The organism is Fenollaria sp. C0166D3 (assembly GCF_056590255.1).
This window is the reverse complement of the sequence record NZ_JBWPVU010000009.1, coordinates 43,939-70,905: the sequence shown is the minus strand read 5'-3', so window position 1 is coordinate 70,905 and position 26,967 is coordinate 43,939. Positions and strand designations below refer to the sequence as shown.

General features: G+C 38.4%; 28 protein-coding genes. 16 read left to right on the top strand and 12 right to left on the bottom strand.

The features are described from left to right. Nucleotides 1–208 precede the first annotated feature (208 nt). Both AC1EJ0_RS07210 and AC1EJ0_RS07205 read right to left on the bottom strand, forming a co-directional pair. Nucleotides 209–1,600, bottom strand: coding sequence for a stalk domain-containing protein (locus AC1EJ0_RS07210; protein WP_480023813.1), 1,392 nt, complete (start codon nucleotides 1,598–1,600; stop codon nucleotides 209–211). A gap of 169 nt (nucleotides 1,601–1,769) precedes the next feature. Further along, entirely contained in the window at nucleotides 1,770–2,411 is a 642-nt protein-coding gene (locus tag AC1EJ0_RS07205) for a hypothetical protein (protein WP_480023812.1), read from the bottom strand. Between the two features lie 291 nt (nucleotides 2,412–2,702). Here AC1EJ0_RS07205 and AC1EJ0_RS07200 point away from each other — a divergent pair, with 291 nt between their 5' ends. From AC1EJ0_RS07200 to AC1EJ0_RS07135, 14 genes are read left to right on the top strand one after another with little or no spacing between them, the layout of a single operon-like run. Further along, the gene (locus AC1EJ0_RS07200; RefSeq protein WP_480023811.1) at nucleotides 2,703–3,608 is read left to right on the top strand and encodes a GDSL-type esterase/lipase family protein; all 906 of its coding nucleotides are present in this window, start codon (nucleotides 2,703–2,705) and stop codon (nucleotides 3,606–3,608) included. Nucleotides 3,609–3,629: 21 nt separating this feature from the next. Next, a complete protein-coding gene (locus AC1EJ0_RS07195; RefSeq protein ID WP_480023810.1) occupies nucleotides 3,630–4,085 on the top strand; it encodes a DUF4358 domain-containing protein in 456 nt (151 codons plus the stop codon). Then, a complete protein-coding gene (locus AC1EJ0_RS07190) occupies nucleotides 4,085–5,464 on the top strand; it encodes an MBOAT family O-acyltransferase (RefSeq protein WP_480023809.1) in 1,380 nt (459 codons plus the stop codon). The genes AC1EJ0_RS07195 and AC1EJ0_RS07190 overlap by 1 nt, the downstream gene beginning before the upstream one ends. Nucleotides 5,465–5,473: 9 nt before the next feature. Then, a complete protein-coding gene (locus AC1EJ0_RS07185; protein WP_480023808.1) occupies nucleotides 5,474–6,523 on the top strand; it encodes a DHHW family protein in 1,050 nt (349 codons plus the stop codon). A 50-nt stretch (nucleotides 6,524–6,573) separates the two neighbouring features. Then, complete coding sequence (locus AC1EJ0_RS07180) at nucleotides 6,574–7,662, top strand: FAD:protein FMN transferase (RefSeq protein ID WP_294985792.1); 1,089 nt, start codon at nucleotides 6,574–6,576, stop codon at nucleotides 7,660–7,662. Beyond that, entirely contained in the window at nucleotides 7,662–8,114 is a 453-nt protein-coding gene (locus AC1EJ0_RS07175) for a hypothetical protein (RefSeq protein ID WP_480023807.1), read from the top strand. The genes AC1EJ0_RS07180 and AC1EJ0_RS07175 overlap by 1 nt, the downstream gene beginning before the upstream one ends. A gap of 4 nt (nucleotides 8,115–8,118) precedes the next feature. Further along, nucleotides 8,119–8,334 carry a hypothetical protein gene (locus AC1EJ0_RS07170; RefSeq protein ID WP_058259338.1) on the top strand — a complete coding sequence of 72 codons (216 nt, stop codon included), beginning with the start codon at nucleotides 8,119–8,121 and terminating at the stop codon, nucleotides 8,332–8,334. A 14-nt stretch (nucleotides 8,335–8,348) separates the two neighbouring features. Continuing rightward, nucleotides 8,349–10,553, top strand: a complete 2,205-nt coding sequence (gene recD2, locus AC1EJ0_RS07165; RefSeq protein ID WP_480023806.1) for an SF1B family DNA helicase RecD2 — start codon at nucleotides 8,349–8,351, stop codon at nucleotides 10,551–10,553. Beyond that, nucleotides 10,550–11,137 carry a ComF family protein gene (locus AC1EJ0_RS07160; protein ID WP_480023805.1) on the top strand — a complete coding sequence of 196 codons (588 nt, stop codon included), beginning with the start codon at nucleotides 10,550–10,552 and terminating at the stop codon, nucleotides 11,135–11,137. The genes recD2 and AC1EJ0_RS07160 overlap by 4 nt, the downstream gene beginning before the upstream one ends. 2 nt (nucleotides 11,138–11,139) lie before the next feature. Beyond that, the gene (locus tag AC1EJ0_RS07155; RefSeq protein ID WP_480023804.1) at nucleotides 11,140–11,865 is read left to right on the top strand and encodes an MTAP family purine nucleoside phosphorylase; all 726 of its coding nucleotides are present in this window, start codon (nucleotides 11,140–11,142) and stop codon (nucleotides 11,863–11,865) included. Beyond that, a complete protein-coding gene (locus AC1EJ0_RS07150) occupies nucleotides 11,862–12,245 on the top strand; it encodes a metallopeptidase family protein (protein WP_480023803.1) in 384 nt (127 codons plus the stop codon). Before AC1EJ0_RS07155 ends, AC1EJ0_RS07150 begins: the two co-directional genes overlap by 4 nt. Then, a complete protein-coding gene (locus AC1EJ0_RS07145; RefSeq protein ID WP_480023802.1) occupies nucleotides 12,232–12,894 on the top strand; it encodes a uracil-DNA glycosylase in 663 nt (220 codons plus the stop codon). Before AC1EJ0_RS07150 ends, AC1EJ0_RS07145 begins: the two co-directional genes overlap by 14 nt. Continuing rightward, a complete protein-coding gene (locus tag AC1EJ0_RS07140; RefSeq protein ID WP_480023801.1) occupies nucleotides 12,891–13,589 on the top strand; it encodes a gamma-glutamyl-gamma-aminobutyrate hydrolase family protein in 699 nt (232 codons plus the stop codon). The genes AC1EJ0_RS07145 and AC1EJ0_RS07140 overlap by 4 nt, the downstream gene beginning before the upstream one ends. Then, a complete protein-coding gene (locus AC1EJ0_RS07135; protein WP_480023800.1) occupies nucleotides 13,586–14,470 on the top strand; it encodes a YitT family protein in 885 nt (294 codons plus the stop codon). Before AC1EJ0_RS07140 ends, AC1EJ0_RS07135 begins: the two co-directional genes overlap by 4 nt. A 153-nt stretch (nucleotides 14,471–14,623) precedes the next feature. On the opposite strand, the gene truA is transcribed toward AC1EJ0_RS07135, so the two are convergent. The 4 genes from truA to AC1EJ0_RS07115 are packed head-to-tail and all read right to left on the bottom strand — an operon-like array spanning nucleotide 14,624 to nucleotide 17,832. Further along, nucleotides 14,624–15,358, bottom strand: coding sequence for a tRNA pseudouridine(38-40) synthase TruA (gene truA / locus AC1EJ0_RS07130; protein WP_480023799.1), 735 nt, complete (start codon nucleotides 15,356–15,358; stop codon nucleotides 14,624–14,626). After that, nucleotides 15,355–16,167, bottom strand: coding sequence for an energy-coupling factor transporter transmembrane component T family protein (locus AC1EJ0_RS07125; RefSeq protein ID WP_480023798.1), 813 nt, complete (start codon nucleotides 16,165–16,167; stop codon nucleotides 15,355–15,357). The genes truA and AC1EJ0_RS07125 overlap by 4 nt, the downstream gene beginning before the upstream one ends. Continuing rightward, the gene (locus AC1EJ0_RS07120) at nucleotides 16,160–17,023 is read right to left on the bottom strand and encodes an energy-coupling factor transporter ATPase (protein ID WP_320604099.1); all 864 of its coding nucleotides are present in this window, start codon (nucleotides 17,021–17,023) and stop codon (nucleotides 16,160–16,162) included. Before AC1EJ0_RS07120 ends, AC1EJ0_RS07125 begins: the two co-directional genes overlap by 8 nt. Beyond that, nucleotides 17,017–17,832, bottom strand: a complete 816-nt coding sequence (locus AC1EJ0_RS07115; protein ID WP_304016488.1) for an energy-coupling factor transporter ATPase — start codon at nucleotides 17,830–17,832, stop codon at nucleotides 17,017–17,019. The genes AC1EJ0_RS07120 and AC1EJ0_RS07115 overlap by 7 nt, the downstream gene beginning before the upstream one ends. A gap of 490 nt (nucleotides 17,833–18,322) precedes the next feature. Here AC1EJ0_RS07115 and dinB point away from each other — a divergent pair, with 490 nt between their 5' ends. Together dinB and AC1EJ0_RS07105 are read left to right on the top strand one after the other, a co-directional pair. Then, nucleotides 18,323–19,561 (top strand): DNA polymerase IV, encoded by a 1,239-nt coding sequence (gene dinB, locus AC1EJ0_RS07110; RefSeq protein WP_480023797.1) that lies wholly within the window; start codon nucleotides 18,323–18,325, stop codon nucleotides 19,559–19,561. 344 nt (nucleotides 19,562–19,905) lie between these two features. Continuing rightward, nucleotides 19,906–21,048, top strand: coding sequence for an AI-2E family transporter (locus AC1EJ0_RS07105; protein ID WP_480023796.1), 1,143 nt, complete (start codon nucleotides 19,906–19,908; stop codon nucleotides 21,046–21,048). 74 nt (nucleotides 21,049–21,122) lie between these two features. On the opposite strand, the gene AC1EJ0_RS07100 is transcribed toward AC1EJ0_RS07105, so the two are convergent. Genes AC1EJ0_RS07100 through AC1EJ0_RS07075 form a run of 6 tightly spaced genes read right to left on the bottom strand, consistent with a single transcriptional unit; the run spans nucleotide 21,123 to nucleotide 26,962 of the window. Next, entirely contained in the window at nucleotides 21,123–22,553 is a 1,431-nt protein-coding gene (locus AC1EJ0_RS07100) for an aminoacyl-histidine dipeptidase (protein ID WP_480023795.1), read from the bottom strand. Nucleotides 22,554–22,564: 11 nt separating this feature from the next. Beyond that, nucleotides 22,565–22,798, bottom strand: coding sequence for a glutaredoxin family protein (locus AC1EJ0_RS07095; protein ID WP_294985464.1), 234 nt, complete (start codon nucleotides 22,796–22,798; stop codon nucleotides 22,565–22,567). A gap of 9 nt (nucleotides 22,799–22,807) precedes the next feature. Further along, on the bottom strand, nucleotides 22,808–23,737 hold the full coding sequence (locus tag AC1EJ0_RS07090; protein ID WP_480023794.1) for a ribonuclease H-like domain-containing protein: 930 nt from the start codon (nucleotides 23,735–23,737) through the stop codon (nucleotides 22,808–22,810). Then, the gene (gene ychF / locus AC1EJ0_RS07085) at nucleotides 23,737–24,834 is read right to left on the bottom strand and encodes a redox-regulated ATPase YchF (protein ID WP_320604046.1); all 1,098 of its coding nucleotides are present in this window, start codon (nucleotides 24,832–24,834) and stop codon (nucleotides 23,737–23,739) included. The genes AC1EJ0_RS07090 and ychF overlap by 1 nt, the downstream gene beginning before the upstream one ends. Further along, on the bottom strand, nucleotides 24,834–25,940 hold the full coding sequence (gene wecB / locus AC1EJ0_RS07080; RefSeq protein WP_480023793.1) for a non-hydrolyzing UDP-N-acetylglucosamine 2-epimerase: 1,107 nt from the start codon (nucleotides 25,938–25,940) through the stop codon (nucleotides 24,834–24,836). Before wecB ends, ychF begins: the two co-directional genes overlap by 1 nt. Then, the gene (locus tag AC1EJ0_RS07075; RefSeq protein WP_304016513.1) at nucleotides 25,937–26,962 is read right to left on the bottom strand and encodes a glycosyltransferase family 4 protein; all 1,026 of its coding nucleotides are present in this window, start codon (nucleotides 26,960–26,962) and stop codon (nucleotides 25,937–25,939) included. Before AC1EJ0_RS07075 ends, wecB begins: the two co-directional genes overlap by 4 nt. Between the last annotated feature and the right edge of the window lie 5 nt (nucleotides 26,963–26,967).

Below are 26,967 nucleotides of genomic sequence, written 5' to 3'. Positions count from 1 at the left end.
ATTATATTTAAATCAATTTACTTTTCTTAATTGTCAAAGTCATTTGAAATAAAAATTAAAATTGATGATTCGAACGTGTTTCTAATATAATAGCAAACATTTCAATACAATCTTCAGCCGCTTTTACTGTACTTATTGTACAAAAAAACAGCATCGTGAAAACCACGAATGCCGTTATATATCTTCTCATATTAAATTCACTCCTTTTTTATTTTGCTAATGATGTTTCCATATATGATCCAATCCTAAAATTTGTGCATTTATATTTAACACTATCCATATATTGTTTATATGATATATCTGGTATATCAATGAAGTATAAACCATTTGTTGTTGAAATTACTGCTTTATCTATAATAAAATCACCATACTTATTCAAATAATCATCTATATCACCAGTTGATAACATAGCACACTCATTAGTTATATAGTAACTAGGCATTAATGAGAATATTACTCTATTAATAAATTTATCCTTAGCAATACCAGTAACTGAAATATCAACCACACCAGTTGCATCATATATCTTGTCCATTGATTTACATAATAAATCTGCTTCACTCAATCCAAGATTGCCTGATTTCTTTCTATTTAAGTTTTTGTGTTGTATTCTATATTTTTCTTTGCTTATCTCTACGCATTGCTTTCTATATTTAAGAATGTTGTCATCAAAACCATAATCATAATAAAACTCTTTTTTCAATAGACCTTCTTCTCTCTTTTGGAACTCTTTATCATAGTCGGGATGTCCTTTAGTGAATATAGCAGTTCCTACTCTAATATCATTTTTATTAGACTTAAATATATTCCAGTTTGCTGGTCTTTGTCCTACAGTATCCACTTTCTTAAAAGGTGCTTGAGAAGTATACTCTAATACAGTTCCTCTAAAATAAGTAACTGAACCATCTGGATTATGAATGATGTCAGCTGCTGTTGGATATATATCGTAAGTACTCCCTTTCTCAATAATTTGATTTTTCTTAAATTTAGCTACTGGTAGCTCCTCTGGTTTTGGTATTCTTTGTCCACTTGCTGTTACCCATGCTAAATTACTTTGCTCAGCTTTTTCTTCATTAACAGCCTCTGTTCCTGCTGTTAATACTACTTCTTTTGCTTTATTGTCCCAATCGACTTTGAAGCCTAATGTCTCTGCTATGTTTCTTATAGGTAAGAATGTTTTTGATATTGCTGGGTCGATTTGTGCTGGCACGTCTATTGTTACTGCTTTGCCATCTGCCCACATAAGTGGTTTTCCTACTGGGTATGATATTGTCTTGCCGTCATATGTGATGTCGACTATGTGGTTTGTGCCGTCCCACTCAACTTTAGCTCCTTCGATTGCGTTTACTAGGTCTCTTACTCCTACACATGTTCTTCCATTGACTACTCTTAAGCCATCTGTCATCTTTTGATCGACTCTCACCTTTTCTCCGTCTTTAATGATGAAGATTTTAACTTCATCTTTAAATTTTTTTACTTCTTGTTTAATTGCTGGTGCTTTTTTAAATTCTTCTATCGCTTCATCTGATGCAGCAAATGCTGATGCTGTTAATATTTGTGAAGCAATTAGGGCTCCTAAGAATACTTTTTTAAGCTTCATATAATTATCTCCTTTTCATTATAATTCATCTTAATTATACAATAAATATAAGTTTATTTCTACTTATTTCATAAAATATAATTTTACGCATAAAAATAAGCCTGCATCTCTGCAAGCTTATCTATTACATTTTACTATTTAATTTACTATTTATAAATTTTTCTAAATCTTATTTTACTTCTTCCATTAACTTACCCATAAGCCAAACGACATCTGAGTGCCATTTCTTATGACGTGGTGGGCAATATATCTTTGCGAATGTTTTTAGTGATTTGCCTTTATATAGTTTTCTTGTTATTAGCTCTCCAAAGTATAGGATATTGTCCTTTGGTGTTTTAAAGCTTAGGTAGCCGTTTGATCCTCTCATGCCGTAGAAGTTATTTGTATTTGCTTGTCTACCTTCCCAGCCTGCTTCTGCGATTGATACTGCGATGGCAAATATACCATTGACTCCGTATGTGTTTTCAAGTGCCTTGAAGCTTTCTCCTTGTCCAGCAAGTCCTGTATTAGCTAATATTTTATTAAATTCTTCCACACTTAAGTTTGTTGTTTGATAAACATCGTATGTAAGATTCTTTTCTTCTTCAACCATAACTAAGACTAGTTCGTCTAAGTCACTAATAATCTCACTGTCTCTTCTGTTTATCATGTCTTCTTCATTGTAGTTAATAATCATATCTATATCTTCTTGATTATTGTCTTGATTGTTTTCATCTTCCCTTTGCGCCATAGTTCCTGTACTATTTAAAATATATCCACAAAGAAAAACAAACAATAGTAAAAATGTAATAATAAATTTTTTCCTATTCATTTTGTCCCTCCTATTTTTACAAATGCTATTGTAACAAAATTTAATGTAAATGTCTAGTTAAAGTTTTTTAATTAAATTATGACACAAATATTAAGATATGTTACAAATTCTTCATATTATTTTCCAAGATTTTCGCCAAAGAGTATTGAAATTTCTACATTTACATTATATAATATTGAAAGAGATATTTCGTACAAATAATCTGTTTTTTATGAAGGAAATTGTTTCAAAAAAATGAAATTATATAATTTTGTTTCATAATAAGGGTTCCGAAATAATTTGAGGTGTAAAATGAAAGATAATTTTGAATATAGAAGAAAAAGAAGAAAAAAGAAAAAAACTATTTCTCTTACAATCTTTGTTCTTATTTTATTAGGAATGATATATTTTTTATATAGTAACTACTATTTGAATAGAAATAAAGAAAATATAAATGTAGATGAAATTTTTGAAGGTATCAAAAAGACAAATATTGTTAAGGAATTAATTGACAAAGAGATCTACAACTATAATTTTAAGATAAAAGAGAAAGAACTTCTTGCATATAGAAAGAAACGCAAGGAAGAAGAACTTGCTAGACTATTGGCAAATGGTGAAGAAGTTAATCCTAAGGACTTTAAGAATGTAAAGGTTTCGAAGTCTTCTGTAAACACTGTTCCTATATCTATATACAAGGAATACTTTAAGGAAGACCTCTTCATTGGTGACTCGATTACTGAAGAGCTTAAGTACTACAAATTCCTTTATGACAATAATGTCTTTTCGAAGATTGGTTTAAATACTGATACGCTTAGAAAACTTATTCCGGATGAGAACTTTGGTATTGAACCTAAAAACATTTATCTAATGATGGGTCTTAATGACTCTGTCTTTGTTAAGACTGAGGAAAAGTTTAAGGAAAGGTATCTAGCGATGCTTGATACTCTTCAAGCAAAGTTCCCCGATGCGAAAATTTATCTACAAGCCATCTTCCCCGTAAGTAAAGCTTTGGATGAAAAAGAGGACGCTAGGGTAAATAATACTAAGATAAATTCATTTAACGAAGTTATCAAAACTATTGCGAGTGAGAGAGGACTTGATTATTTAGACTTCTCTTACCTATTGAAAGAAAATGAAGACTACTTCGAGCCAGATGGCATGCACTTAAAAAGCAAGTTTCACAAGGTCTGGTTGAATGAAGTCAAGAATATTCACTAAAGTATAAAAGGTAGGTTAATTATGAAAAAGATTATTTTATTTATAAGCGTCGCGCTTATGATATTTATGATTGGCTGCTCAAGTAAAGATGTGAGCCTTACAGATATTAAAGACAAGCTAAAAGATACGGTTGATTTCTCAACTTTCTCCAAGGAAGAGGATGCTTCTTATCTAAAGGATACTTTTGATTTTGATACAGATAAGATTGAAGCATATGAAATGTATGGCCCACAAACTAATTTAAACACAAATTCAGTTTTACTACTAAGACTTAAAGACGCAAGCGATGCAAGTGAATTCAAAGAAAAGATTGATGCATACAAGGCAAATCTTGTAGAAATATACAAAAGCTACGCTCCTGATCAAGCAAAGCTTGTTGAAGACAGCGTATATGAAGAACATGGCAAGACTATCGTACTAGTAATATCAGATAAGTCAGAAGAAGTTAAAAAGGCTTTAGCTGATCTATATAAATAATGGTATTCTCATCACTTTTATTTCTATACGTATTCTTACCAATTGCATTATTCTTATACTATATATCGCCTGAAAAGATAAAGAACTTTACGCTCTTTATCCTCTCCCTCATCTTTTACGCATGGGGCGAGCCGATATATGTAGGGATAATGCTTTTTTCCAGTGTATTTGATTATTGCAATGGAAGACTTTTAAATAAATTTAAAGAAGATTGGAAACGTAAAGCAGTCCTTATATTGAGTGTAATTGTCAATATTGGTCTGCTTTTTTTCTTTAAGTACTATAATTTTGTGATTGACAACTTAAATTATCTATTTAAGCTAAATATCAGCGCAAGCACATTGACACTGCCTCTTGGTATATCCTTCTACACATTCCAAACGCTTAGCTACACCATCGACGTATATAGAGGCGAGGTCGAAGCGTCAAATAGCTTCTTCGACTACAGTGCCTATGTCGCAATGTTTCCTCAGCTAGTTGCTGGGCCTATAGTTAGGTACATCGACATCTACAATCAATTGAAAAATAGGGACTTTTCTGACAGCTCTATTGCTTACGGCATCAAGAGATTTGTTTATGGTCTTGCGAAAAAAGTTTTGATTGCGAATAAACTTGGTGAGCTATATAAGATAATACTTGCGAAAGAGGTGGCAGGACTGGCTTCATCAATGGCTTGGCTTGGCATCATCGCCTTTACTCTTCAAATCTACTTTGACTTCAGTGGCTACTCAGACATGGCAATAGGTTTAGGCCGCATGCTTGGCTTTGACTTCTTGGAAAACTTTAACTTCCCTTACATTTCAAGGTCCATCACTGAGTTTTGGAGACGCTGGCACATGAGCTTATCACTATGGTTCAGAAATTATGTCTACATACCTCTTGGCGGTAATAGAGTGAAAGTGCCTAGACAGATACTAAACTTATTTATCACTTGGTTCCTAACAGGTTTTTGGCATGGAGCGGACTTTAACTTCATTATCTGGGGTCTATACTACTTCACTTTACTTGTCTTGGAAAAGTTCATTTATGCGAAGGCACTTGATAAGGCACCAAATTCCATTAAGCATATATATACTATGCTCTTAGTAATTATTGGCTGGGTTATATTTGAGTTTAAAGTGGCAGATATAGGACTATTCTTAAAGGCGATGTTTAATTTTAAAAATTTTGCCTCGTCTGAAGCACTATTCTACTTAAAAGAATACGGCTTCTATCTAGCGCTTGGCACAGTGCTTTCATTAGGCGCGTGCAAAAAGCTTATTTGCAAAACGAGAAAAACGACTTACTTAGAAATTGCCTTTTTATTCATCTTGCTAATACTTGTGACTATGTCCTTAATTAGTGAGTCCTACAACCCATTCCTGTATTTTAGATTTTAGGTGATAGATATGAAAGATAAATTACTCAAAATACTATTCTTTGTATTTATAGCTTCGGTTTTAGTGGCAAACGTCATTAGTGAAGACAGAAGCTTTAGTCAAAATGAAAATAGAGTTTTAGAAGAGCTTCCAAAGTTTTCATTCTTTTCACTAAAAAGCGGCGACTTCACTAAGAAGTTCGAAGCATATTGCAAGGATCAATTCATATTCAAAGATGCCTTAGTTGGCGCTAGATCAAAGCTTGACTACGCTCTTGGCAAGAGAGAATTTAATAATGTCTATATAGGCACGGACAAGAATTATTACGAAAAATATATTTATGATGAAAAAAAGGTAGATAAGTTCATTAAGTATGTGAACGATATCGATGTCAAGGACAAGTACATCGCCATCTGCCCCGATAAAGGCGAGGTCTATAGAGATAGACTCCCTAAGGGCGCAATCTTTAGTGACGAAACTAAAGTTCTTAATAGATACAAAAATGAAATCGAAGGAAAATACATTGACTTATTTACGCTTATGATGGAGCACAAGGACGAATACATCTTCTACAAGTCCGACCACCACTGGCGTGAAGGTGCTTACCTTGCCTACAAAGAGCTTACTAAGACTATGGGCCTAGAAGAGATTAAGGATATAGAGAAAGTGACTTGTGATAATTTTAGAGGCTCACTCGATTCAAAGTCTTCTTATTATAATAGTGCTGTCGACGAAATATTATTTTACCTGCCAAAAAATTATGATGAGATAAAAGTTAAGGGCGATGATAAAGATATCAAGGTTCTTGACAAGGATGAGTTCAAGAACAAAGACAAATACAAGGCACTATTTAGCGGTAACTATGGTCTTGTTGAAATAGAAGGCAATCCTTCTTCAGATAAGACGCTACTAATAGTAAAGGACTCGTTTGCAAACGCAGTGGCAAGTCTATTTACAAATGAATACAAAACTATATACATGGTTGACAAGCGTTTCTTTAATCAAAAGATAAATGACTTTATCAAGGAGAATGATATCGATACTTGCTTGGTCCTTGGCAGCGTGAACGGACTTAATTAAAGCTTGAAAAATCCCGCTTTATGTTGTATTATATACTTAGAGGTGAAACTATGAATAAAAGAAAAATTTCGCTAATGATAGTATTAGTTTTATTATTTAGCATTTTATCATCTTGCAAACCAAAGCTAAGAACGAAATTTTCGTTTAACTACTTCGATAGCTTCGATACTTTGGTTAAGGCGACTGGCTACTTCTACAGCCAAGGCGAAGCAGATGAATTCGATAAAAAATTAGCTGAAAAATTAAAGTACTATGACCACCTATTCGACTGCCACAAGGAGCACGAAGGCATTAACAATGTCTTTACCATCAACAAGATGGCTGGCAAAGAAAAAGTTAAGGTCGATAAGGCTCTTATAGATCTTATATCGCAAGCAAAAACACTCGGCCTAAAGTATGACTCTAATGTAAATATTGCTTTTGGTGCAATAATCGAACTTTGGGAGAAGAGCATGACTGAGGCGCTTGAAAATGATGAATTAAAGGCGGCTATACCTGATATGAACGAGCTTAAAGAGAGAGCTAAGTACGCCTCACTAAATAATATCATAATCGATAAAGAAGAAAATACTGTATATATCTCAGATGAAAAGACTAAGCTAAACCTAGGCGCCGTTGCCAAGGGTTATGCTGTTGAACTTATATGCAATGAGCTTAAGGAAGATGGCTTTGACTCAGTAGTTATCAGTGCTGGCGGCAATGTTAAGACCATTGGCCACCCTAACGGCGAAACTGATAGGAAGTGGACTATAGGCGTTGAAAATCCTTACTCTGCATCAGAGATGAAGGAAGGCGACTCTGAAATTTATGACATACTATATACTATGGATAAAGCAATCGTTACATCTGGCGATTACCAAAGATATTTCTATGGACTTGACAATGTTAAATACAATCACATCATAGATACAAGAACTCTATCGAGCGCAAGAAACTTTAGAGCTGTCACTGTAATCACTAAGGATTCAGGCATAGCGGACTTCCTGTCTACCCTACTATTCACACTGACTTATGAAGAAGGCGTAGAGGTACTTAAGGACTTCCCTGACACTGAAGCTTTGTGGATTAACTTTGATAACACCGAGTTCTACACTGATGGACTTAAGCACTACTCCAAGGCTTTAGGAGCAACGAAGTAATGTTTAAGAACACACTCAGGGCGCTTATCTCATATATACTGATCACAGTAATTTCAGTACTTATGATGCTTTCACTAAAGAAGCTCGATAATCCACTAGTACTAAGGATAGTTATGATTATCTACTCACTAGTAATGCTAATGCTGTTCTATTTATCAGGCTTTTTAGTAAATACTAGATATAGGAAGAACAAGGCGCTTAAATCGTACAACTTAATCATATTTATAGGCCTAATTATATTTATAGCCTCGCTAATACTTTCGAAGTTCTATATAAAGACGGAGCTATTCACAGAGAAATATTTCATATTCAATATAATGAATCAAGCTATGTACCTAGTTTTGAAGAGCTTTTTTATACCAGTAAACGCTATCACATCGTTCATTGCGTTTTTACTGACAAAGCTTCTCTATTCACTGGGCGTTCATAGCAAATACAAGTTAAGGAAGTGATAATATGGCAAAAACTATTGACGACAAATTTATGGATCTAATGAAGGAAACTAATGAAAAATTTGATGCACTTAGAAACAAGATTGACAATATACCTAAGATGTCTAAGGCTGGCACAAGACTTATTACTAAGGAAGAAAAAGAACTTATTGAAAATTCAATGAGAGAAGAAAAGATTTCAAAAGAAGAAAATACTGAAGAAAACACTATTGAAGAATAATTAAAGGAGTTAATATGCTTATAGACGGTGAAGTAATTAAAATTGTATATAGAAATGATTTGAACGCGTATACCGTTATGCAAGTTAACTCTGACGGCGAGCTTATCACTTGCGTTGGCACTGCCTTGACTGTTAAGGAGCACGACTACGTTGAGCTTGAGGGCGAGCTTGTCTTTCACGAGAAGTACGGCGAACAAATTAATTTTACTAGGCTTAGCTTTAAGGAGAGAGACACAATTGAATCGATTAGGAGCTACTTGATTAAAAGTGGCATACCTAAGATTGGTGAGAAAAGAGCCGAAGAGATTATTGACCTCTTCGGCCTTGATTCTATTAAAGTAATTTTTAACGAAACAGATAAACTTCTTCAAGTAAGAGGCATAGGCAAAAAGGCCCTTGCCGATATAAAAGAATACATAAAATCAAATAAAGAGCGTGAAGAAATACTTCAAAAGCTTGCGAAATACAATCTGCCAACGGCTACCCTTTTAAAGATATATAATATATATGGAGATGAAGCCATCAATATATTAAAAAATAATCCATATAGACTTATATACGACAAGATTGGTATCGGTTTTAAAACTGCAGATAAGATTGCTCTTGAAGAAGGCGCCGACGCCAATGGACTTGAGCGCTTAAAGGCAGCCATCATCTACCTTTTAAACATATATCTCGCTCAAGGCTCGACCTACATACCAAAGGACAGGCTATATGAAGAGCTAAAATTTCTTATGACTATGGACGAGGACAAATTTAATCTCGCCATCAAAGAGCTTGCAACTTCTGGAAACATCGCTGTTAAGAAGGAACGCGGAACTAAGTATAACGTCTACCTAAGCCTTTACTACGAGAAAGAGCTAGAGTGCGCGAAGAGGCTCTACGACATCAAAAATGCGTCACCATCGACCTATGTCTTTGACTGCGACGAGCTTATAGAAAAGTATGAAGCAAGTGAAAATATTATCTTTGACGAAAAACAAAAGCTTGCGATTAAGAAAGCCTTTGTCAATAACATCTCCATCATCACGGGTGGACCAGGTACTGGAAAGACCTCGATCATCGAAGCCATCATCACTATACTAAAGACTTTCAATATTAGCTTTGCTCTTGCGGCGCCAACTGGTAAGGCCGCCAAGCGTATGGAAGAAAAAACGGGTGAAGCAGCTATGACTCTTCATAGGCTATTAAATATCGCCCCCATCGATGGCGCGGACTTTTTCGAAAGCTCTGAGGAGATCGAGGCAGACTTTATTATAGTTGACGAAGTATCTATGATGGATACGCTTCTCTTTAGTGAGCTCTTAGCAGCTATTGAGCCAGGCAAATCACTACTCTTACTTGGTGACAAGGACCAGCTGCCTAGTGTTGGCGCTGGCAATGTCTTAGAGGATTTAATTAATTCAAACGAGGTCGAAACGACTGAGCTCGAACATATTTATAGGCAAAGTGAAAATAGTATGATAGCGATTAACTCGCAAGAGATACGCATGGGCCATATGCCTGAGGTAAATAAAAAAGATAGTGATTTCTTCTTCATAAGTAAAGACTCGGACGATGATATACTTGAAGAGATACTTGATCTTTTAAATGAAAGGCTGATAAATTACTTCAGTTTAGACCCATTCAAAGACGTGCAAATACTTACACCTACTAAAAAAGGCAAGCTTGGCACGCTTAATCTAAATTACATGCTGCAAAACCTACTCAATTCACGCGCCGATAAGGAAACTGTCAGAGCCATGGGCAAGGAGTTTCGCGTTGGCGACAAAGTAATTCAGATGAAGAATAATTACGATATAATTTCGCATGAGTATAAGAATGGCAAGTACGAGGAAGTGACTGGCGTCTTCAATGGCGACACAGGCATAATCAGAAGCGTCGATAAAGATAATGAGACCATTGACATAGACTTTGACGATGGCAAGAGCGCTACTTATGATTTTTCCTTACTTGGAGAGCTCTCACTTAGCTATGCCCTAACCGTTCATAAGTCCCAAGGCAGTGAGTTTGACTGCGTTATCATGCCCATTACCTACGCTAATGAAAAGCTATTAACAAGAAATTTATTATATACTGCCATAACGAGAGCGAAAAAACTGCTTATTTTGGTCGGCAGAGAAAAATATCTAAAGCTAATGATTGACAATAACTTCATCAGCACTAGATACACTAGCCTTGAAAAAAGGATACGCGATTTAAAGAAGGTATTCAAATGAAAATCTGTCCATTTTGTAATGAAGCATTTGAGGGCTTAGTGCCCTACTGCTCTAGCTGCAGCGCAAACATAGAGATAATCAGAAAAACTTTCTTCGTTGATGGCTTTGAGAGGCTCTACTCAATCGTCTACTACAATGACTTTTTTAGAGAGCACCTCTTTAACTACAAGTTTGGCATGCAGAAAAAATATTTATCTGCCCTCGCCTATCTATTTGAAGAAGAGATTAAAAAGATTATGATAGATGAAACAATTGACTACATCGCAAGCGTCCCCATGAACGAGGAAAAGCTAAGGAAGAAAGGCTTTGACCATATGGGCGAAATTGTAAAGATCATCTCTAAGGATATGGGCCTAAAGCTATATACTTATAAAAAGCTACAAGCGCGTGATATGCACAAGCTGAGCTACTCTGAAAGGGCTCATATGAAGGGCATATTTCAAAAAAGCGCTGATGCAAGTGGCAATGTACTAATAATCGATGATATAATAACAACAGGAACGACTATGAAGGACTCGGCTCGTGCCATGAAGGACGCAGGCTTTGACAAGGTCTTCGGTCTAATCCTGTGCTCAAGGAGGTAAATATGTTTAAATACGCAATAATTGGTGGAACGGCTCTTAAGAGCATGAAGAGCATTGAGACAAAGACAATAGAAAATGAATATGGCCTTTGTGAATACAATGTTCTTAATGAAGACACGATCTTCGTTCCAAGGCACGGAATGAACTACTCAGTTCCCCCTACATTTATAAATTATAGAGCAAATGTCAAGGCGATGAAGGACTTAGGCGTGGAATATGCCTACGCCATCAACTCAGTTGGCTCGCTTAGAGAAGAAGTAGAGCCGCTAAGTATAGTCATGGCGACTGACTTTTTGGACTTCACTAAGAAGAGGGACTACACTTTCTTCACTGGTCTTGATAAGGGCGTTAAATTCATTGCAATGGACGAGCCTTATTCACTAGAGATGAATAAATTATTCGAGGAAAAATACGATGGCAAAATTACTTCAGGCGTTTTAGTGACTACTGAAGGACCAAAGTTTGAGACTAAGATTGAAAATAAATTCTACAAGTCCATCGGCGGCGACGTCGTTGGCATGACTGGTTCACCTGAAGTTATACTTGCGAACGAATTAGGCATCAAATACGCTTCACTAAACGTTGTTGGCAACTACGGTACAGGCGTTACTGATAAGCACGTCGAGATCACCAACGAACAAGAGGACATCGCCTTAAAGGCAGCTCATGTGGCTTTAGATATATTCAAAGCAGGCCTTAATTTTAATGAGGGAGCGAAATTCCTATGATGCCCGATATTGACACATTCACAGCATGGACCGATGAAGCCTGTGAGAGACTGCCAGAAGTTTTCTTCAGAGATCTAAATCTTGGCGTAGTCGTCTCAGAGGACTTAAAGATATCGCCCGATGCAATTGACGATGACCTATTTATCCTGGGTCAATACGAGCGCTCAGCCATGGGCAAGGCTATATACATCTACTACGGTTCTTTTATGAAGATGTATGAGAACTGGCCTGAAGATGATATCAAGGACATGATATACCACGTTTTAAAACACGAGTTCACTCATCACATGGAAGGCCTTGCTAATTACAGAGACCTAGAGGTCGAAGATGAGGAGCAGCTTGCAAGATATAAGGAAATGAAGAAACATGATCATAAATAGCGATTGGGAAAAATTTTTACAAAGTGAATACACTAAGGACTACTTCATCAAGATGCGTGACGCACTTCGCCGCGAGTACAAGGAGCACACCATATATCCAAAGTACTACGAGATATTCAAGGCGCTTGAGCTATCGCCACTTAAGGACACTAAGGTCTTTATCTTGGGTCAAGACCCGTACCATGAAGTAAATCAGGCTAATGGCCTAGCCTTCTCTGTCAATGACGGCGTGGCTCTTCCACCATCTTTAAGAAATATATATAAGGAGCTCTACGACGATTTAGGCATTGTCAATAGAAGCGGCGATTTAGATGCTTGGGCAAAACAAGGGGTGCTGCTTTTAAACTCAACCTTAACCGTTCGCAAGGGCTATGCCAATTCACATAAGGACATAGGCTGGCAAATATTTACTGATAAGATCATAGAAACGCTTTGCAAAAACAAAGAAAACGTCGTATATATCTTATGGGGTGCCTACGCGAGAAGCAAGATGAAGTACATCGATACAAGTAAGAACCTTGTAATCACCTCGGCTCACCCATCGCCCTTGTCGGCGTATAGAGGCTTTTTCGGATCAAAGCCATTCTCAAAGACGAACGCCTATCTAAAAGCACACAATATTAAAGAAATAGATTGGAGTATAAAATGAAAAAAATTTTGATTAGCTCACAGCCATATTCGGATGGCAAGAGAAATTATGTACAAATCAATAGAAATTACGCCGAAGCCGTTAAGATGGCGGGCGCAGTGCCTTTCATCGCGCCATACACTGACCTTGAAGGCGTAAGTGAACTCGTGGCAATGGCTGATGCAGTCATACTTACAGGCGGCCACGATGTAAATCCACTTATCTATGGCGAAGAACTGCAAAAAGGCATACAAGGCATTTCGAATGAAAGAGACGCCTTTGATCTAAAGCTTATAGAGGAAGCACTTAAACAAGGAAAGCCTATGCTTGGCATATGCAGAGGGATGCAGCTGATAAACGCATACCTAGGGGGAACGCTATACCAAGACATATACAAGGCAAACGTAGCTAAGCTCGAGCACGTGAGCTTCGATACACTTTCTGTCGGCGCGCACTACATCACTATCAAAGAGCAAAGCTTTTTACACAGGGCAACTGGCCTTAAGAAGATGCTTGTCAACACAGAGCATCATCAAGCCGTTAAGGATATAGCGGAGGGCTTTAAAGTCACAGCAAAGTCTTCCGACGGCATAATTGAAGCTGTGGAGGACGTTCATAGAAAGATCTATCTAGTGCAGTTCCATCCAGAGGCAATGGCTGTGAATAATAATGGAGAAGCAATAAATATATTTAAGGAGTTTATAAAATTACAATGAAAAAGAAATTTGACAGATACGAATACTTCGGCGACAACGAAGAAATTGCTACTACCATCACAGCCATCGTCATAGGCTGCTTACTATCAAGTTTTGCGATAAACTTTTTCTTCATACCAAATAAGCTTTTATCAGGCGGCGTTGGCGGCATCTCCATCATCATAGAGCTACTTACTGGCCTGCCAGCAGGTATCATGCTCTTTGCTATTAACCTGCCAATATTTTTATTCGGACTAAAAGAGCTTGACAAGAAATTCTTGGTTTACGCCTTCATAACTACTTTCGTTTTATCCGCGACTATGGTACTCTTAAGACCAATGCAAAAGCTTAATACCTTTGATGACATACTTATCAGCGCAATCTTCGGAGGCGTTCTCAATGGTATAGGCATGGGCGTTTTATTTAGGCACGGCGCTTGCCAAGGCGGCCTCGACATAGTTGCCGCAGTATGTAAGAAGCGCTACAACATAAACATCGGCAGCGCTCTTATGGCGATGAATGCGATCATAATTAGTTTAGCGAGTATAAAATTCGGTGTCTTGAAGGGTCTTTACACAGTTATATCGATGTTCGTTGCATACCAAGTGCTTGACAAAGTGCAAACAGGCTTCGACGCGACAAAGAGCGTACTCATCATATCGAAGGACTACGAAGAGCTTTCATACGAGCTGATGAACAAGCTTGAGCGTGGCGCAACCATCATCGACTCATACGGCGCTTGGTCAAAGAGCGATCTAAAGATTATCTTCATGCTGGTTAGACCTAGGGAGATAGTTGATGTCAAGAAGATAACTAACGCCATAGACCCGAACGCCTTCATCACTATACAAGACACAAACGAAGTTAAAGGAAGAGGCTTTAAAGGCTCAGACAACTTCTAAGACAATCGTATTGCATATATCAAATACAAGACCCAGTTCATATGAACCGGGTCTTTTTACGTGGCAAATCGCCTAATTCATCCCATATTTTAGGCGATTCGCGGGGTTTTAGGCGAAAAAAAATATCTCTCGGCTCTCACCAAGAGATATATATTAATAATAAACTTCTTCTAAGACTAGTCCCTTCGCTGGCAACGTCGGTGCAAGTCCCCTTCTATCGCCCTCGTCTATCGCTCTAGCCATCTCATCTATATCCAAGATACCAGTGCCGACAAAAACGAGTGTGCCTGCCATAATCCTGACCATATTGTATAAAAAGCTTCTGCCCTTGACGTCGATGTAGACAAAGTCGCCGTCCCTAATGATATCGACCGAGTGAATGGTTCTCACCGTCGTGTCAACGTCGCTACCTATGGCCATAAAGGCTCTGTAGTCCTTCTCGCCGACCATGTGTTTAGCGGCCTCGCGCATCAAGTCAAGATCAAGCTTATAAGGAAAGTTGTATGCAAAGTGCCTGTCGGTCGCCCTGCCAAACTTCCTGTGTTCAAGCGTGTACCTATAGTACTTGCCCTTCGATGAGAAGCGCGCGTGAAAGTCATCTGGCGCCTCCTCGCTCCTAAGTACTCTGATGTCCTCAGGAAGCTTGTCGTTGATTGGATATATCATCTTTTCGACCGGACATACGGATTCAGTTTTGAAATTCAAAACAAAGCCTCTTGCACTCACGCCCTTATCAGTCCTCGAGCAGCCAATAACTTTTATGTCTTCACCCAAAGCCTTGCTAATGGATGCGTTCAGCGTGTCCTCTACTGTGTGAGCGTTCTCTTGCGCTTGAAAGCCCGAATAATTTGTCCCGTCAAAATCTATAAGTAATTTTATGTTCTTCATATGAAATTAAATAGATACTTTGTCGATATTATAAAGCCAAAGTATATCAGTATTACAATTATAGCCACTTTATCTGTCTTTGTGTAGATAAGTGGATTTAGCTTGCCTCTGTTGTCGCCGCCGTTGTAGCATCTCGCGTCCATGGCGATGGCTAGTTCATCTGCCCTCTTAAGTGCGTTTAAGAAAAGTGGTATCATCAGTGGCAGCATCTTCTTAGCCGTCTCGATTATGTTCTTGCCGCTAAAGCTTGCTCCTCTCGACTCTTGCGCCATCTTGATCTTGTTCGCCTCTTCAGCCAGCGTCGGTATGAATCTTAAGGCTATAGTCATCATCATCGCTAGTTCATGAGTCGGTACCTTAATCTTCTTAAGCGGACTCATCAGCGACTCAAGTCCATCAGTTAGTCTGATTGGCGATGTTGTAAGCGTTAGTAGTGATGAGCCGAGTATTAATAAGAGTAGTCTAAATGACATGAAAAGACCTGTGTTTAGCCCTTCATATGTCATCGACGGCCACTTAAGATTTGGAAATATTTGTGTGCCCGGCGTGAAAAACACATTGAAGATTAAAGTCATTATGATAATCACGCGCATCGGCTTAAGCCCTCTAAAAATTATCTTTACTGGTACCTTGCTCATTAGTATAAGCGTGATTATGGTAATCGCTACAAGTCCAAGTATGATGTATGAATCAACGAAGAAGATCGCTATCATAAATACGAAGACGAAGATCAGTTTAACTCTTGGGTCTAGCCTATGAACAAAGCTATCTGTCGGAAAATATTGTCCTATGGATACGTTGTTAAACATTTTTCTTCACCTCGAAATACTCGTGTATATGGCTCCTTGCCTCTTCAACGGTCTTGACATATGGATTTAGACCCGGATATTTCTCCTGCAAAGTAAACATAAACTCAGTTATCTCAGGCACGCCAACATCGTACTTCTTAAGAAGTTCACGCTCCTTAACCGCTTCGTCAGTAGTCTTGTGCATGATAAGCTTTCCTTTGCTTAAAACGACTATCTCATTCGCATAAGTAAAGACGTCCTCCATCGAGTGCGATACCAAAACAACAGTGATCTTAGTCTTTTTGTATATATCATAGATCTCATCAAGTATTTCTTCCCTAGCGCGTGGGTCAAGACCCGCTGTTGGCTCGTCAAGTATAAGCACCTTCGGCCTCATAGCAAGTATGCCCGCTATGGCAACACGCCTTTTTTGTCCGCCCGATAATTCAAAGGGCGACCTGTCCTTAACCCATTCGTAGTCAAGCTTAACGTCCTCAATCGCGTCCTTAACACGTATTGCTACTTCCTCGTCACTTAGTCCAAGGTTCTTAGGTCCAAAGGCAACATCCTTTTCAACAGTCTCTTCAAAAAGCTGATACTCAGGATATTGAAAGACCATGCCAACGCTCTCACGAAGCTTATTTAGCTTGATGTCCTTTTGAGTTATGTCCACTCCATCTATAATTATGGTGCCAGATGTAGGTCTAAGTAGGCCATTTAATTGCTGCATAAAAGTCGACTTACCGCTACCAGTGTGACCGATGATGCCGATAAAGCTATTATCCTTGATAGTTAGCGATATATCGTCAAGCGCCTTCACCTCAAACGGCGTGTCCTTATTATATATAAATGATAAATTTTTTATTTCAATCATAATTTTGCCACCAATTCATCTATGCTTAGTTCATCACCAGCGACATCGAAGCCATCCTCCTTAAGAAGATTGCTTAGCTCAGTCACTTGCGGCACATCAAGTCCAAGCGAGTGCACCTTTTTTACGTCGGAGAAAATCCTTCTCGGTGTGTCGTCCCAGACCAATTTGCCCTCGTGCATAACCATGAGCCTGTCAGATAGAACAGCCTCGCTCATGAAGTGCGTGATGAGTACTATAGTCTTTTCATATTTTCTATTGAGTTTGATAATGGTGTCCATGACTTCCTTCCTGCCCACTGGATCGAGCATGGCAGTCGGCTCGTCAAAGACAATGATGTTCGGGTTGATAGCAAGTATGCCTGCGATGGCTAGCCTTTGCTTTTGTCCACCGCTCAATAGGTTCGGCGCGTGCTTTTTGTATTCACTCATCGATACTATCTCCAAAGCTTCGTCGACCCTCTTTCTAATCTCAGGCGTTGGCAGACCAAGGTTCTCTGGGCCAAAGGCAACGTCCTCTTCAACTATAGTCGCTATGATTTGATTGTCCGGATTTTGAAACACAAGTCCTAAGTTTTGTCTTATCTCAAGAAGGTTTTCTTCGTTCTTCGTGTTCATACCCATGACAGTCGCATCGCCTTCAGTCGGAAGCAAAATGCCGTCCATGACCTTCGCTATGGTTGACTTGCCACTGCCGTTCATGCCAAGTATAGACACGAACTCGCCCTTCTCTATCTCAAAGCTCACATCGTCTAGAGCCTTCTTGTCTTTTTCATTTTTGTCGTAAGCAAAACTTACATTTTCAAATTTAATCATGCTATCACCTAAACTTAATAATACCATATTCGCGGCGATTTTACAAGGTTTTTAAGCGATTATCTAAATTAATATTAAGCTCTTTGTCCTCACTACGTTTATGGTCTTCCCTCATCTATAAAAAACTGTTCAGATAGTAATTTTACTAATCAAAGGCCCGTCATAAGACTAGTGATTTTACTTGACAAATGACGTGCGATAGAGATAGTGATTTTACTTAAGATATGACGAGCATTTATAAAAGTGATTTTACTTGACATATGACCTGCGTTAGCAATAGTGATTTTGCTTGTGAAGTGCCACGCCTTAGCACAAGCGCGTCCACTATACCTAAGACAAGTCACTAAGCTTCTTTATTTGACTATATGACTAAAACTGTCAAATATACTACAAAAGTAGTATTGACAAGCCCATGTAAATAGTCTATAATTGTCTTAGTCATTCAAGTAGCAATAAAATTTAAGTAGGTAGATGAAAGACAGGTGATAAGATGACAAGAACAATACTTCATTCAGACATGAATAACTGCTACGCCTCTATCGAGAGAAAGCTAAATCCATCTCTCGTTGGTAAACGGCTTGTAGTCTGCGGTTCAGTCGAAGATAGACACTCCATAGTTCTAGCTAAGAGCTACGAAGCAAAGGCCTTTGGCGTAAAGACGGGAGATAGTCTCTTCGAAGCAAAGATGAAGTGCCCCGGCCTAGTTGCAGTAAAACCGCACTATGATGAGTACTTCAAGTTCTCAAAATTAGCGCATAAAATTTACTATAGCTATACCAATCAAGTCGAACCCTTCGGCTTAGACGAGTGCTGGCTCGATGTGACAGGCTCCGAAAAATTATTTGGCAGTGGCGAGGCCATTGCCCACGAGATTAAGGAGCGTATCAAGAAAGAGCTCGGCATAACAGTCAGCATTGGTGTAAGCTACAACAAGATATTCGCAAAGCTTGGCAGCGACCTTAAGAAGCCCGATGCAGTTACAGTTATAAAGAAGGATGATTTTAAAGAGATAGTTTGGCCGCTCTCCACTGACGCCATCATTGGCATAGGCAGCAAAACAAAGAAAAAACTTATGTACATGAACATAAACACACTGGGTGAACTCGCTAAGGCAGATGTAAATCTATTAAAAAGAAAGCTTGGAATAAGAGGACTATATCTATGGCAATATGCGAACGGCTACGACACCAGCGAGGTTTGCGACTACTACCACCGCGACAGGATCAAGTCCATATCCAGAGGTGTAACCACCAAGGCCGATCTGAACTCATACGATGAGGTGAAAAAGATATTCGAAGAGCTCGCCATTGAGGTGAGTAAAAAATTAATCGAAGAGGATCTCAAGGCAGGCGGCGTGAGAATAACGATAAGGGATAAAAATCTTAGCTACGTGAGCTTCCAAAAGGTCTTCACTGAGACAAGCATCAGCGCACTTAGGCTAAACGACAAGGCCATGGAGCTCTTTAAAGAACGCTACGACTTTAAGGAAGCGATTAGGAGCCTAACGATATCCGCGATAAATCTTACGAGGAACACAAAGACTGAGCAGCTGAGTCTATTCGCCCCGAAAAAAGTCATCAAAGACGATAGACTTGAGAAGGTCTTTAACGAGATCAGAGAAAAGTTTGGGAGTGACAAGATTGGCTACTTAGGTCTCGAGCTCAATAGCAAGATGCCAGAAAAGCCAAGCGTCGTTACCTTGCCAAGTGGTTTTAAAAATATGATATAGACAATATAAGAAAATATCCGTAAGGCTAGACCCTACGGATATTTTTTCGAAAAAGAAAGGCTCTCATCGAGCCTATCTTTCCGGGTAAATTTTAATTTGGAGGTTTCTTGAAGTGTATTTTGTCCGCTTTCTTGTAGATATAAGGATACTTAGTAAGTGAAAACGCTAATGACTTTAATTTCATTCAACACACTCCTTTAATTAATTTGAAAATTCCTACACTTATATTATAAGTCATATCGCATATTTTGTGGTTAAGTGCGTGTAAAGTTTAGGTAAATTTTAATTTTGTATTGAATTAGCTTTCTTTCTGTTGTATAATTAGCTTATAAGGGGGCATAATTATGGACGAAAAATACGATAAAAAAGCCTTTAAGTTTTATAGAAATTTGATTGCTTTTGGAATAATTTTATACATTTTGCTAAATAATTTGCATATGATTTGGCACTACTTTAATATTTTCTTGGGTATACTAACTCCGTTCTTGGCGGGTGGCTTCGTTGCCTTCATATTAAATATACCATTGAAATTATTTGAGGAAAAGATATTTAAAAAGTGGCAGCCGAAGAAAAAGGGCGGCAAGCGTGCTGTTTGCATACTTCTAACTTTACTAAGTATCGCACTAATCATATTCTTACTTATATACATCGTTGGCCCAAGAGTGCAAGAGTCACTAATAAGCGTTGTTGAAAAGCTCCCTGAGTTTGAAGATCAACTTGTAAAAATACCAATACTTAAGGATTACGAAGAAAATATTCACGAAGTATTCTCAAAAATCAATATCCATAGTGCCCAAAAGGCTCTGATCGACTATATTAAAAATGCTAACAATGACTTATTTAACACTATTGTTTCAAGGGTTGGCTCTGTATTAAATACTTTATTTGGTGTGGTAATGGGCTTTGTCTTCGCGATATATGCGCTATCATCTAAAGAGGACTTATCTAGAAAGTCTAAAGAACTGCTATACGCAGCCTTTTCAGAAGAAAGAGCAGATACAATTGTCAAGTTTGGCGAGATAATATTCAAGAACTTCTACAATTTCTTTACTGGCCAGTTCATCGAGGCTTTGGTCTTGGGCGCAATGTGCTTTGTTGGTATGCTAATATTTAGATTCCCGTTCGCTCCAGCTATATCCATAATCGTGGGTCTTGGTGCTTTGGTGCCAATACTAGGCGCTTACATCGGTGTTATCACTGGCGCACTTCTAATACTTTTGCAATCGCCGTTCAAGGCTTTGATGTTCATCGTCTTTATGGTTTGCTTGCAACAATTTGATGGCAGCGTAACATATCCACGTATTGTTGGTAACAAAGTTGGCCTTCCTGCAATATTCGTCATAGTGGCGATCACTGTTGGTGGCGCGCTATTCGGCATGATAGGTATGATACTTTTCGTTCCTCTGTTCTCAACTATATATGAACTGCTTACTATATATAAAAACAAAAGGCTTAAAGAGAAAGGTATTAATATAAAAACAAAATAGCTTAGATAAAAGAAATGCACTTCGCTCGCGAAGTGCATTTTTTCTGTGTATTTATGTTTTAATTTGAAAGTATTCTACTTTACAGCTTTTAGAAGCGCTTTAAGGAATTCCCACATTCTAGCTGTTGACTTGATATCTAGATGCTCTCTATTAGTATGAACGTCGTAGATATTTGGTCCAAAGCTTATCATCTTAGTATCTGGTAAGATTTGTTTTAGTAGACCGCATTCAAGTCCTGCGTGTATAGCGCTTACTTCTGCGTCTTTACCTGTAACTTCTTTATAAACCTTTGATACTAAATCTCTTAGTACTGGGTCTTCATCGAATTCCCATGAAGGATATGCTTCTGAAAGTTCAACTTTGCCGCCAAGTACTTCAGTCATGATTCTAACTTGTTCTCTTACTTCAACAAGTGCTGCATCTGATGAACTTCTGATTGAGCATAGATAGTTCACGCCATTTCCCTCAGTTCTAAGTACAGCTGCGTTACAGCTTGTCATTACAAGGCCTTCTATGTCCTTTGACATGTAGATAACGCCGTGTGGAGCAAGCATTAAGAAGTTTATGATTCTGTTAGTATCCTTCTTAGTCATTACTTTTTCAGCTTTTACTTCTTTAAATTCAAGGCTCATATTAGGGTCTTCTACGTGATAATCTTTTTTGATGTGAGTAAATAAATCATTCATCGCATCTTTAACTTTAGCGTAGTCTGTATGAACTATAGTAGCCTTAGCAACATTAGCGATGGCATTGTGCTTAGTACCACCTTCGATTGAAGCTAATCTTAGTTTATCGCAGTTGCATTCATTTAATAATCTTGCTAAAACTTTGATAGCGTTTGCTCTTTGCTTAATGATTTCCATACCGCTGTGTCCGCCAGTAAAGCCCTTTAAGCTGATTTCTAGAGCTGGCTCACTATTGTCTTCAAATTCAACTTCGAATTTTGATTCACTATTGACACCGCCTGAGCTTGATGATAAGAATATACCTTCTTCTTCAGAGTCGATATTGAATAGGTAATCGCCACTTAGGTGCTCGTTTGTTAAGTTTAATGCACCGACCATGGATGTTTCTTCAGCTGTTGTAAACACTGCTTCGATGGCTGGGTGCTCGATGTCGTCTGCATCAAGTACTGCAAGTGCCATAGCAACTGCTATACCATCGTCAGCGCCAAGTGTTGTGTCATTTGCTCTTAGATAGTCTCCGTCAACTATCATTTCGATTGGATCTTTAGAGAAATCATGCTTGCTATCTAAACCTTTTTCGCAAACCATATCCATATGTCCTTGTAGGATAACCTTTGGAGCATTTTCATAGCCCTTAGTAGCGCCCTTGTGTATAACGATATTTAGCGCCTCATCTTGCCAAACGTCTAAATTTCTTTCCTTAGCCCAATTGTATAGAAAATCAGAAATTCTCTTTTCATCGCCTGAACCTCTTGGGATTTGGTTAATCTCTTTAAACCAATGAAAAACCTCTTGTGCTGGTAAATCTTTGTAGTCCATAATTTTACCTCCTAAAAATTTTCTTTGAAATATTTAATTATATCGTCTGATTCGTAAAGCGGCTTGCCGTCAATGAATAGGCATGGCACTTGGTCCTTGCCGCCTCTTTTGATTAAGTCTTCGTTGTTATTTCCCTCTTTAATGTCAACAAGTTCAACATCCTTGATTTGACAATTGTCCATCATGTAGTTCAATACCTTTTGACAGAATGGGCACTCAGCCTTGTAATAAAGTTCTAATTTCATCTTAACCTCCTAAATACTACCTAATTTAATTATATTTCGAATAAATAATTTATTTTGTATGCGTATAGGAACGACGCCTTCCTCAACTAAGTCCTCGCCGTCGAAGTCCTCGCTCTTTAAGCTAGCAAGGGAGCTCTTCTCAAGGTACTTCACCTTGCGCGCATCCTTCATATAGCCAGTCTTTAACGTAAACTCAAGATGCCTTAAGCCCTCATCCTCTTCAATGAGGTAGCCTGTTTCCTCTACATAAGTATTAATACCCATATCGGTAGTAAAATCAATCATCAAGATGTCTTTTTTTATGCTGTGCTTATCGAATTTGTATTTGCGTCCGTCTATGTCTATGGTGATCTTCTCATCCAATAGGTCCAGTATAGACATAGTTGCCGGCATATACAAAAGGTCATCGTAGTTATGAAGGACAAATCTATCAAAACTTTCTTGATTTTTGTTCTTCACATAGTCTTTGTAAAAGCTGATGCACTCGCCACCATTGTAACGGTCTTCTCTAATGATGCCAAGCTTCTTCTCAATATTCTTTTGCTTAAGCCCATCAAGCTTTAGCGTGTCCTTGTGTAATCTAAGTTTTTCATACATATCAAAGGAGTCCATGGCTATGGGCTCTATGCCATAACGCTCGGACCTCTTCGCGATGAAAGGAAGGTCAAAGGAGTTTCCGTTATAAGTAACGACTGTCTTGTAGCCCTTAAGCCTCTCCTTCATTAGCTTAAGAATTTCTTCTTCCTCATCTCTATCCTCAGCTATGAGCTGCGTTATGTGCATTGTCAACTTCTTTAAGTCAATAAAAACTAGCCCGATGAGGTAGATAAAGCTTCTCATTGGGCTAAGTCCTGTCGTTTCAATATCAAGAAAAACAGCTTCCTCATCGTAGTACTTTGACTTAAAAGTTAATTTTTCATCATATTCTAAAATTTTCATTATACATTAAACCTGAAGTAAACTATATCTCCTTCTTGCATAATATAGTCCTTGCCTTCTAGCCTCATAAGGCCCTTCTCTTTTACTTTGTTCATGGACATCTCGTTGGCTACAAGGTCATCATAGCTAACAACTTCCGCACGTATAAAGCCTCTAGCAATGTCTGAGTGTATCTTAGCTGCTGCGTCAACTGCCTTAGTGCCCTTCTTAATAGTCCACGCTCTTGTCTCGTCTTCACCAGTTGTTAAGAAGCTCATTAGGCCAAGTAGCTTATAGCTCTTTCTGATAAGTCTATCTAGACCGGACTCTTTAATGCCCATGTCTTCAAGAAAGGCTTTTCTCTCTTCGTCATCAAGTTCACTCATCTCTTCTTCAATCTTAACTGAGATTGGTACTATCTCAGAGCCTTCTGCTTCAGCGTATTCCCTAAGCTTGTCAACGTATTTATTGTCCTTTAAATCATTGATGTAGTCGTCTTCAGATACATTTAATACGTAGATAATTGGTTTTAAGCTAAGCAAATTAAATCCTCTAAGCATAGCCTTTTGATCATCGTTAAGCTCAAGCACTCTGGCTGACTTTCCTTCTTCAAGAACCTTTTTCACTTCATTAAGTAAATCAAGTTCTGCTTGTAAAGACTTGTCGCCCTTCACTTGCTTTGTTAATTTTTGTATTCTCGCTTCAACCATGTCTAAGTCCGAGAAGATAAGTTCTAGGTTTATAGTCTCTATGTCTCTGATTGGGTCTATGTTTCCATCGACATGGACAATGTTTTCGTCTTCAAAAACTCTTAGCACGTGGACTATAGCTTCGACTTCCCTTATGTGTGACAAAAACTTATTGCCAAGGCCCTCACCCTTTGACGCGCCCTTAACAAGACCAGCTATATCATAAAACTCAATTACAGCTGGAATCGTTTTTTTCGATTTATTTACATCTGTTAATATTTTTAGTCTCTCATCTGGCACTTCAACAACACCGACATTGGGGTCTATGGTGCAGAATGGGTAGTTAGCTACCTCTGCTCCCGCCTTTGTCACGGCGTTAAAAAGTGTTGACTTACCAACGTTTGGTAGTCCTACTATACCTAATTTCATTACTTTACCTCTCTTATCAATATATCTTTAATCATCTTGGCGCTATTGCCGTCGCCATATGGGTTGATGGCCTTATGCATCTTCATATACTCATCTTTGTCTGTTAATAGCGTCTTCATATTATTATAAACGCTATCAAACTCAGTTCCGACAAGCTTTGCAGTGCCATACTCAATGCCTTCTGGCCTTTCAGTCTCGCGTCTAACAACAAGAACTGGTACGCCAAGCGCAGGCGCCTCCTCTTGCAGTCCACCTGAATCAGTGACTACCATGTAGGCATGTTTAAGTATATAAGCCATGTCTTCATACTCAACTGGCTCAGTTAAAATTACATTACTAGCTCCATCTAAATGCTTCTTCGCAAGCTCTCTAACTCTTGGGTTTGGATGCATAGGAAAGACGATGTTCACATCGTTAAACTCATCAGCAATCTTTCTAACAGCTCCGAAGATGTTTTCCATAGGCTCACCTTGGTTCTCTCTTCTGTGCGAAGTAAGAAGAATTAGCTTTTTACTTAAATCAATCTTCTTAAGATCATCTCTTGTAAATGAATCAACCTTATCGGCAGTCATTAGAAGCGCATCGATAACAGTGTTACCAGTTATGTAAAGCTTATCCATATCGTAGCCTTCTTTGATAAGGTTTTCCTTCGCCCTTTGTGTTGGGCAGAAATGAAAGTCAGTCATGATGCCAGTTAGCTTCCTATTCGCTTCCTCTGGGAAGGGGCTTAAGATATTGCCACTTCGTAGGCCCGCCTCAACGTGACCGATCTTAACGCCGTTGTAAAAGGCCTCAAGTGCTCCTGCAAATACAGTTGTCGTGTCCCCTTGAACCAAGACAACATCAGGCTTTTCCTTCTTGATAACCTCTTCAAGTCCCTTTAGCGACCTTACAGTTATGTCAGTCAAAGTCTGTCCCTTTTCAAATATATTCAAATCATAATCAATTTCTAAATCAAAAACCTTTATTACCGAGTCCAAAAGCTCTCTATGTTGACTCGTTATACACGTTACAAGCTCAACACCATCAGCATTTTTAAGCTCCTTAATAATAGGCGCCATCTTTATACCTTCAGGTCTTGTTCCAAATATTACTAAAGCTTTCAATTTTCACCATCCTTAAATAATCCAATCTTGTATGCTAAAAAAACTATTATCATAAATATAATTCCTGAAATAAGTACCGAAACAGTATTTCTAAGCTTCATCACAAGTATGCCAAATATTGAGAATATGGCTGATATCGTATATAGTATCAAAACTGTCTTCTTAGTCGAGTACTTTCTTAAGAGTCTGTGGTGCAGGTGTCCCTTGTCCGCCGAGGCGATGGACCTGCCACTAAGAAGCCTTCTAATCATTGCAAATGTCGTATCAAAGACAGGTAGACCAAGTATCATGATTGGTACTATGATACCAATGGCTGCAACTGCCTTCATAGCTCCTTGTATAGTGATGACAGCTAGCATGAAGCCAGCGAGCAAAGCACCCGTATCGCCCATGAATATCTTTGCCGGAGCAAAATTATATTTTAAAAAGGCTAGGTAGCTAAAGCCGACACATAGACAAAGTGCTGTCAGCGAGTACTGTTCATACGAAACCGATACCACAGCTAAAGTCATTGACGAGATAAAGACAACGCCTCCTGCTAGGCCATCGAGCCCATCTATTAAATTTATGATGTTTGTAACAGCCACTATCCAAAATAGCGTTGCTGGAAGCGATAGGTAGCCAAGCGATAACAAATTATTATCAATAAATGGGTTACCTATGTTCATTATCCTTATATTGCCTAAGAAATATACTACAAGTCCAGCTAATAGCTGAAATAGAACCTTGTATTTCGGCTTTAAGTCATGCATGTCATCGTAGAAGCCAGATAGCATGATGATAGTCGCACCTATGAATATGGCTGTGTTCCTTGGCGTAAACTTATATAGTATCATATATGGGATAAAGATCGCGAAATACATAGCAAAGCCCCCGCAAGTCGGGATGGCATCAGTATGCATACGTCTTTGATCCTTTGGAACGTCGATGAAGCCGAATTTCTTAGACAAACGTATTTGAAGCTTAGTAAGTATTAGTCCAAGGACCAAGCTTACAAAAGCCGCAAAATATATTCTCCTCAATTAAT

Coding starts and splice junctions, on each gene's coding strand:
- AC1EJ0_RS07195 (WP_480023810.1), top strand. CDS start 3,630: ATGAAAAAGATTATTTTATTTATAAGCGTCGCGCTTATGATATTTATG.
- AC1EJ0_RS07185 (WP_480023808.1), top strand. CDS start 5,474: ATGAAAGATAAATTACTCAAAATACTATTCTTTGTATTTATAGCTTCG.
- recD2 (WP_480023806.1), top strand. CDS start 8,349: ATGCTTATAGACGGTGAAGTAATTAAAATTGTATATAGAAATGATTTG.
- AC1EJ0_RS07205 (WP_480023812.1), bottom strand. CDS start 2,411: ATGAATAGGAAAAAATTTATTATTACATTTTTACTATTGTTTGTTTTT.
- AC1EJ0_RS07135 (WP_480023800.1), top strand. CDS start 13,586: ATGAAAAAGAAATTTGACAGATACGAATACTTCGGCGACAACGAAGAA.
- AC1EJ0_RS07115 (WP_304016488.1), bottom strand. CDS start 17,832: ATGATTAAATTTGAAAATGTAAGTTTTGCTTACGACAAAAATGAAAAA.
- AC1EJ0_RS07190 (WP_480023809.1), top strand. CDS start 4,085: ATGGTATTCTCATCACTTTTATTTCTATACGTATTCTTACCAATTGCA.
- AC1EJ0_RS07155 (WP_480023804.1), top strand. CDS start 11,140: ATGTTTAAATACGCAATAATTGGTGGAACGGCTCTTAAGAGCATGAAG.
- AC1EJ0_RS07090 (WP_480023794.1), bottom strand. CDS start 23,737: ATGAAAATTTTAGAATATGATGAAAAATTAACTTTTAAGTCAAAGTAC.
- ychF (WP_320604046.1), bottom strand. CDS start 24,834: ATGAAATTAGGTATAGTAGGACTACCAAACGTTGGTAAGTCAACACTT.
- AC1EJ0_RS07095 (WP_294985464.1), bottom strand. CDS start 22,798: ATGAAATTAGAACTTTATTACAAGGCTGAGTGCCCATTCTGTCAAAAG.
- AC1EJ0_RS07140 (WP_480023801.1), top strand. CDS start 12,891: ATGAAAAAAATTTTGATTAGCTCACAGCCATATTCGGATGGCAAGAGA.
- AC1EJ0_RS07200 (WP_480023811.1), top strand. CDS start 2,703: ATGAAAGATAATTTTGAATATAGAAGAAAAAGAAGAAAAAAGAAAAAA.
- AC1EJ0_RS07145 (WP_480023802.1), top strand. CDS start 12,232: ATGATCATAAATAGCGATTGGGAAAAATTTTTACAAAGTGAATACACT.
- AC1EJ0_RS07105 (WP_480023796.1), top strand. CDS start 19,906: ATGGACGAAAAATACGATAAAAAAGCCTTTAAGTTTTATAGAAATTTG.
- AC1EJ0_RS07180 (WP_294985792.1), top strand. CDS start 6,574: ATGAATAAAAGAAAAATTTCGCTAATGATAGTATTAGTTTTATTATTT.
- AC1EJ0_RS07210 (WP_480023813.1), bottom strand. CDS start 1,600: ATGAAGCTTAAAAAAGTATTCTTAGGAGCCCTAATTGCTTCACAAATA.
- AC1EJ0_RS07175 (WP_480023807.1), top strand. CDS start 7,662: ATGTTTAAGAACACACTCAGGGCGCTTATCTCATATATACTGATCACA.
- AC1EJ0_RS07100 (WP_480023795.1), bottom strand. CDS start 22,553: ATGGACTACAAAGATTTACCAGCACAAGAGGTTTTTCATTGGTTTAAA.
- AC1EJ0_RS07125 (WP_480023798.1), bottom strand. CDS start 16,167: ATGTTTAACAACGTATCCATAGGACAATATTTTCCGACAGATAGCTTT.
- AC1EJ0_RS07150 (WP_480023803.1), top strand. CDS start 11,862: ATGATGCCCGATATTGACACATTCACAGCATGGACCGATGAAGCCTGT.
- dinB (WP_480023797.1), top strand. CDS start 18,323: ATGACAAGAACAATACTTCATTCAGACATGAATAACTGCTACGCCTCT.
- truA (WP_480023799.1), bottom strand. CDS start 15,358: ATGAAGAACATAAAATTACTTATAGATTTTGACGGGACAAATTATTCG.
- AC1EJ0_RS07160 (WP_480023805.1), top strand. CDS start 10,550: ATGAAAATCTGTCCATTTTGTAATGAAGCATTTGAGGGCTTAGTGCCC.
- AC1EJ0_RS07170 (WP_058259338.1), top strand. CDS start 8,119: ATGGCAAAAACTATTGACGACAAATTTATGGATCTAATGAAGGAAACT.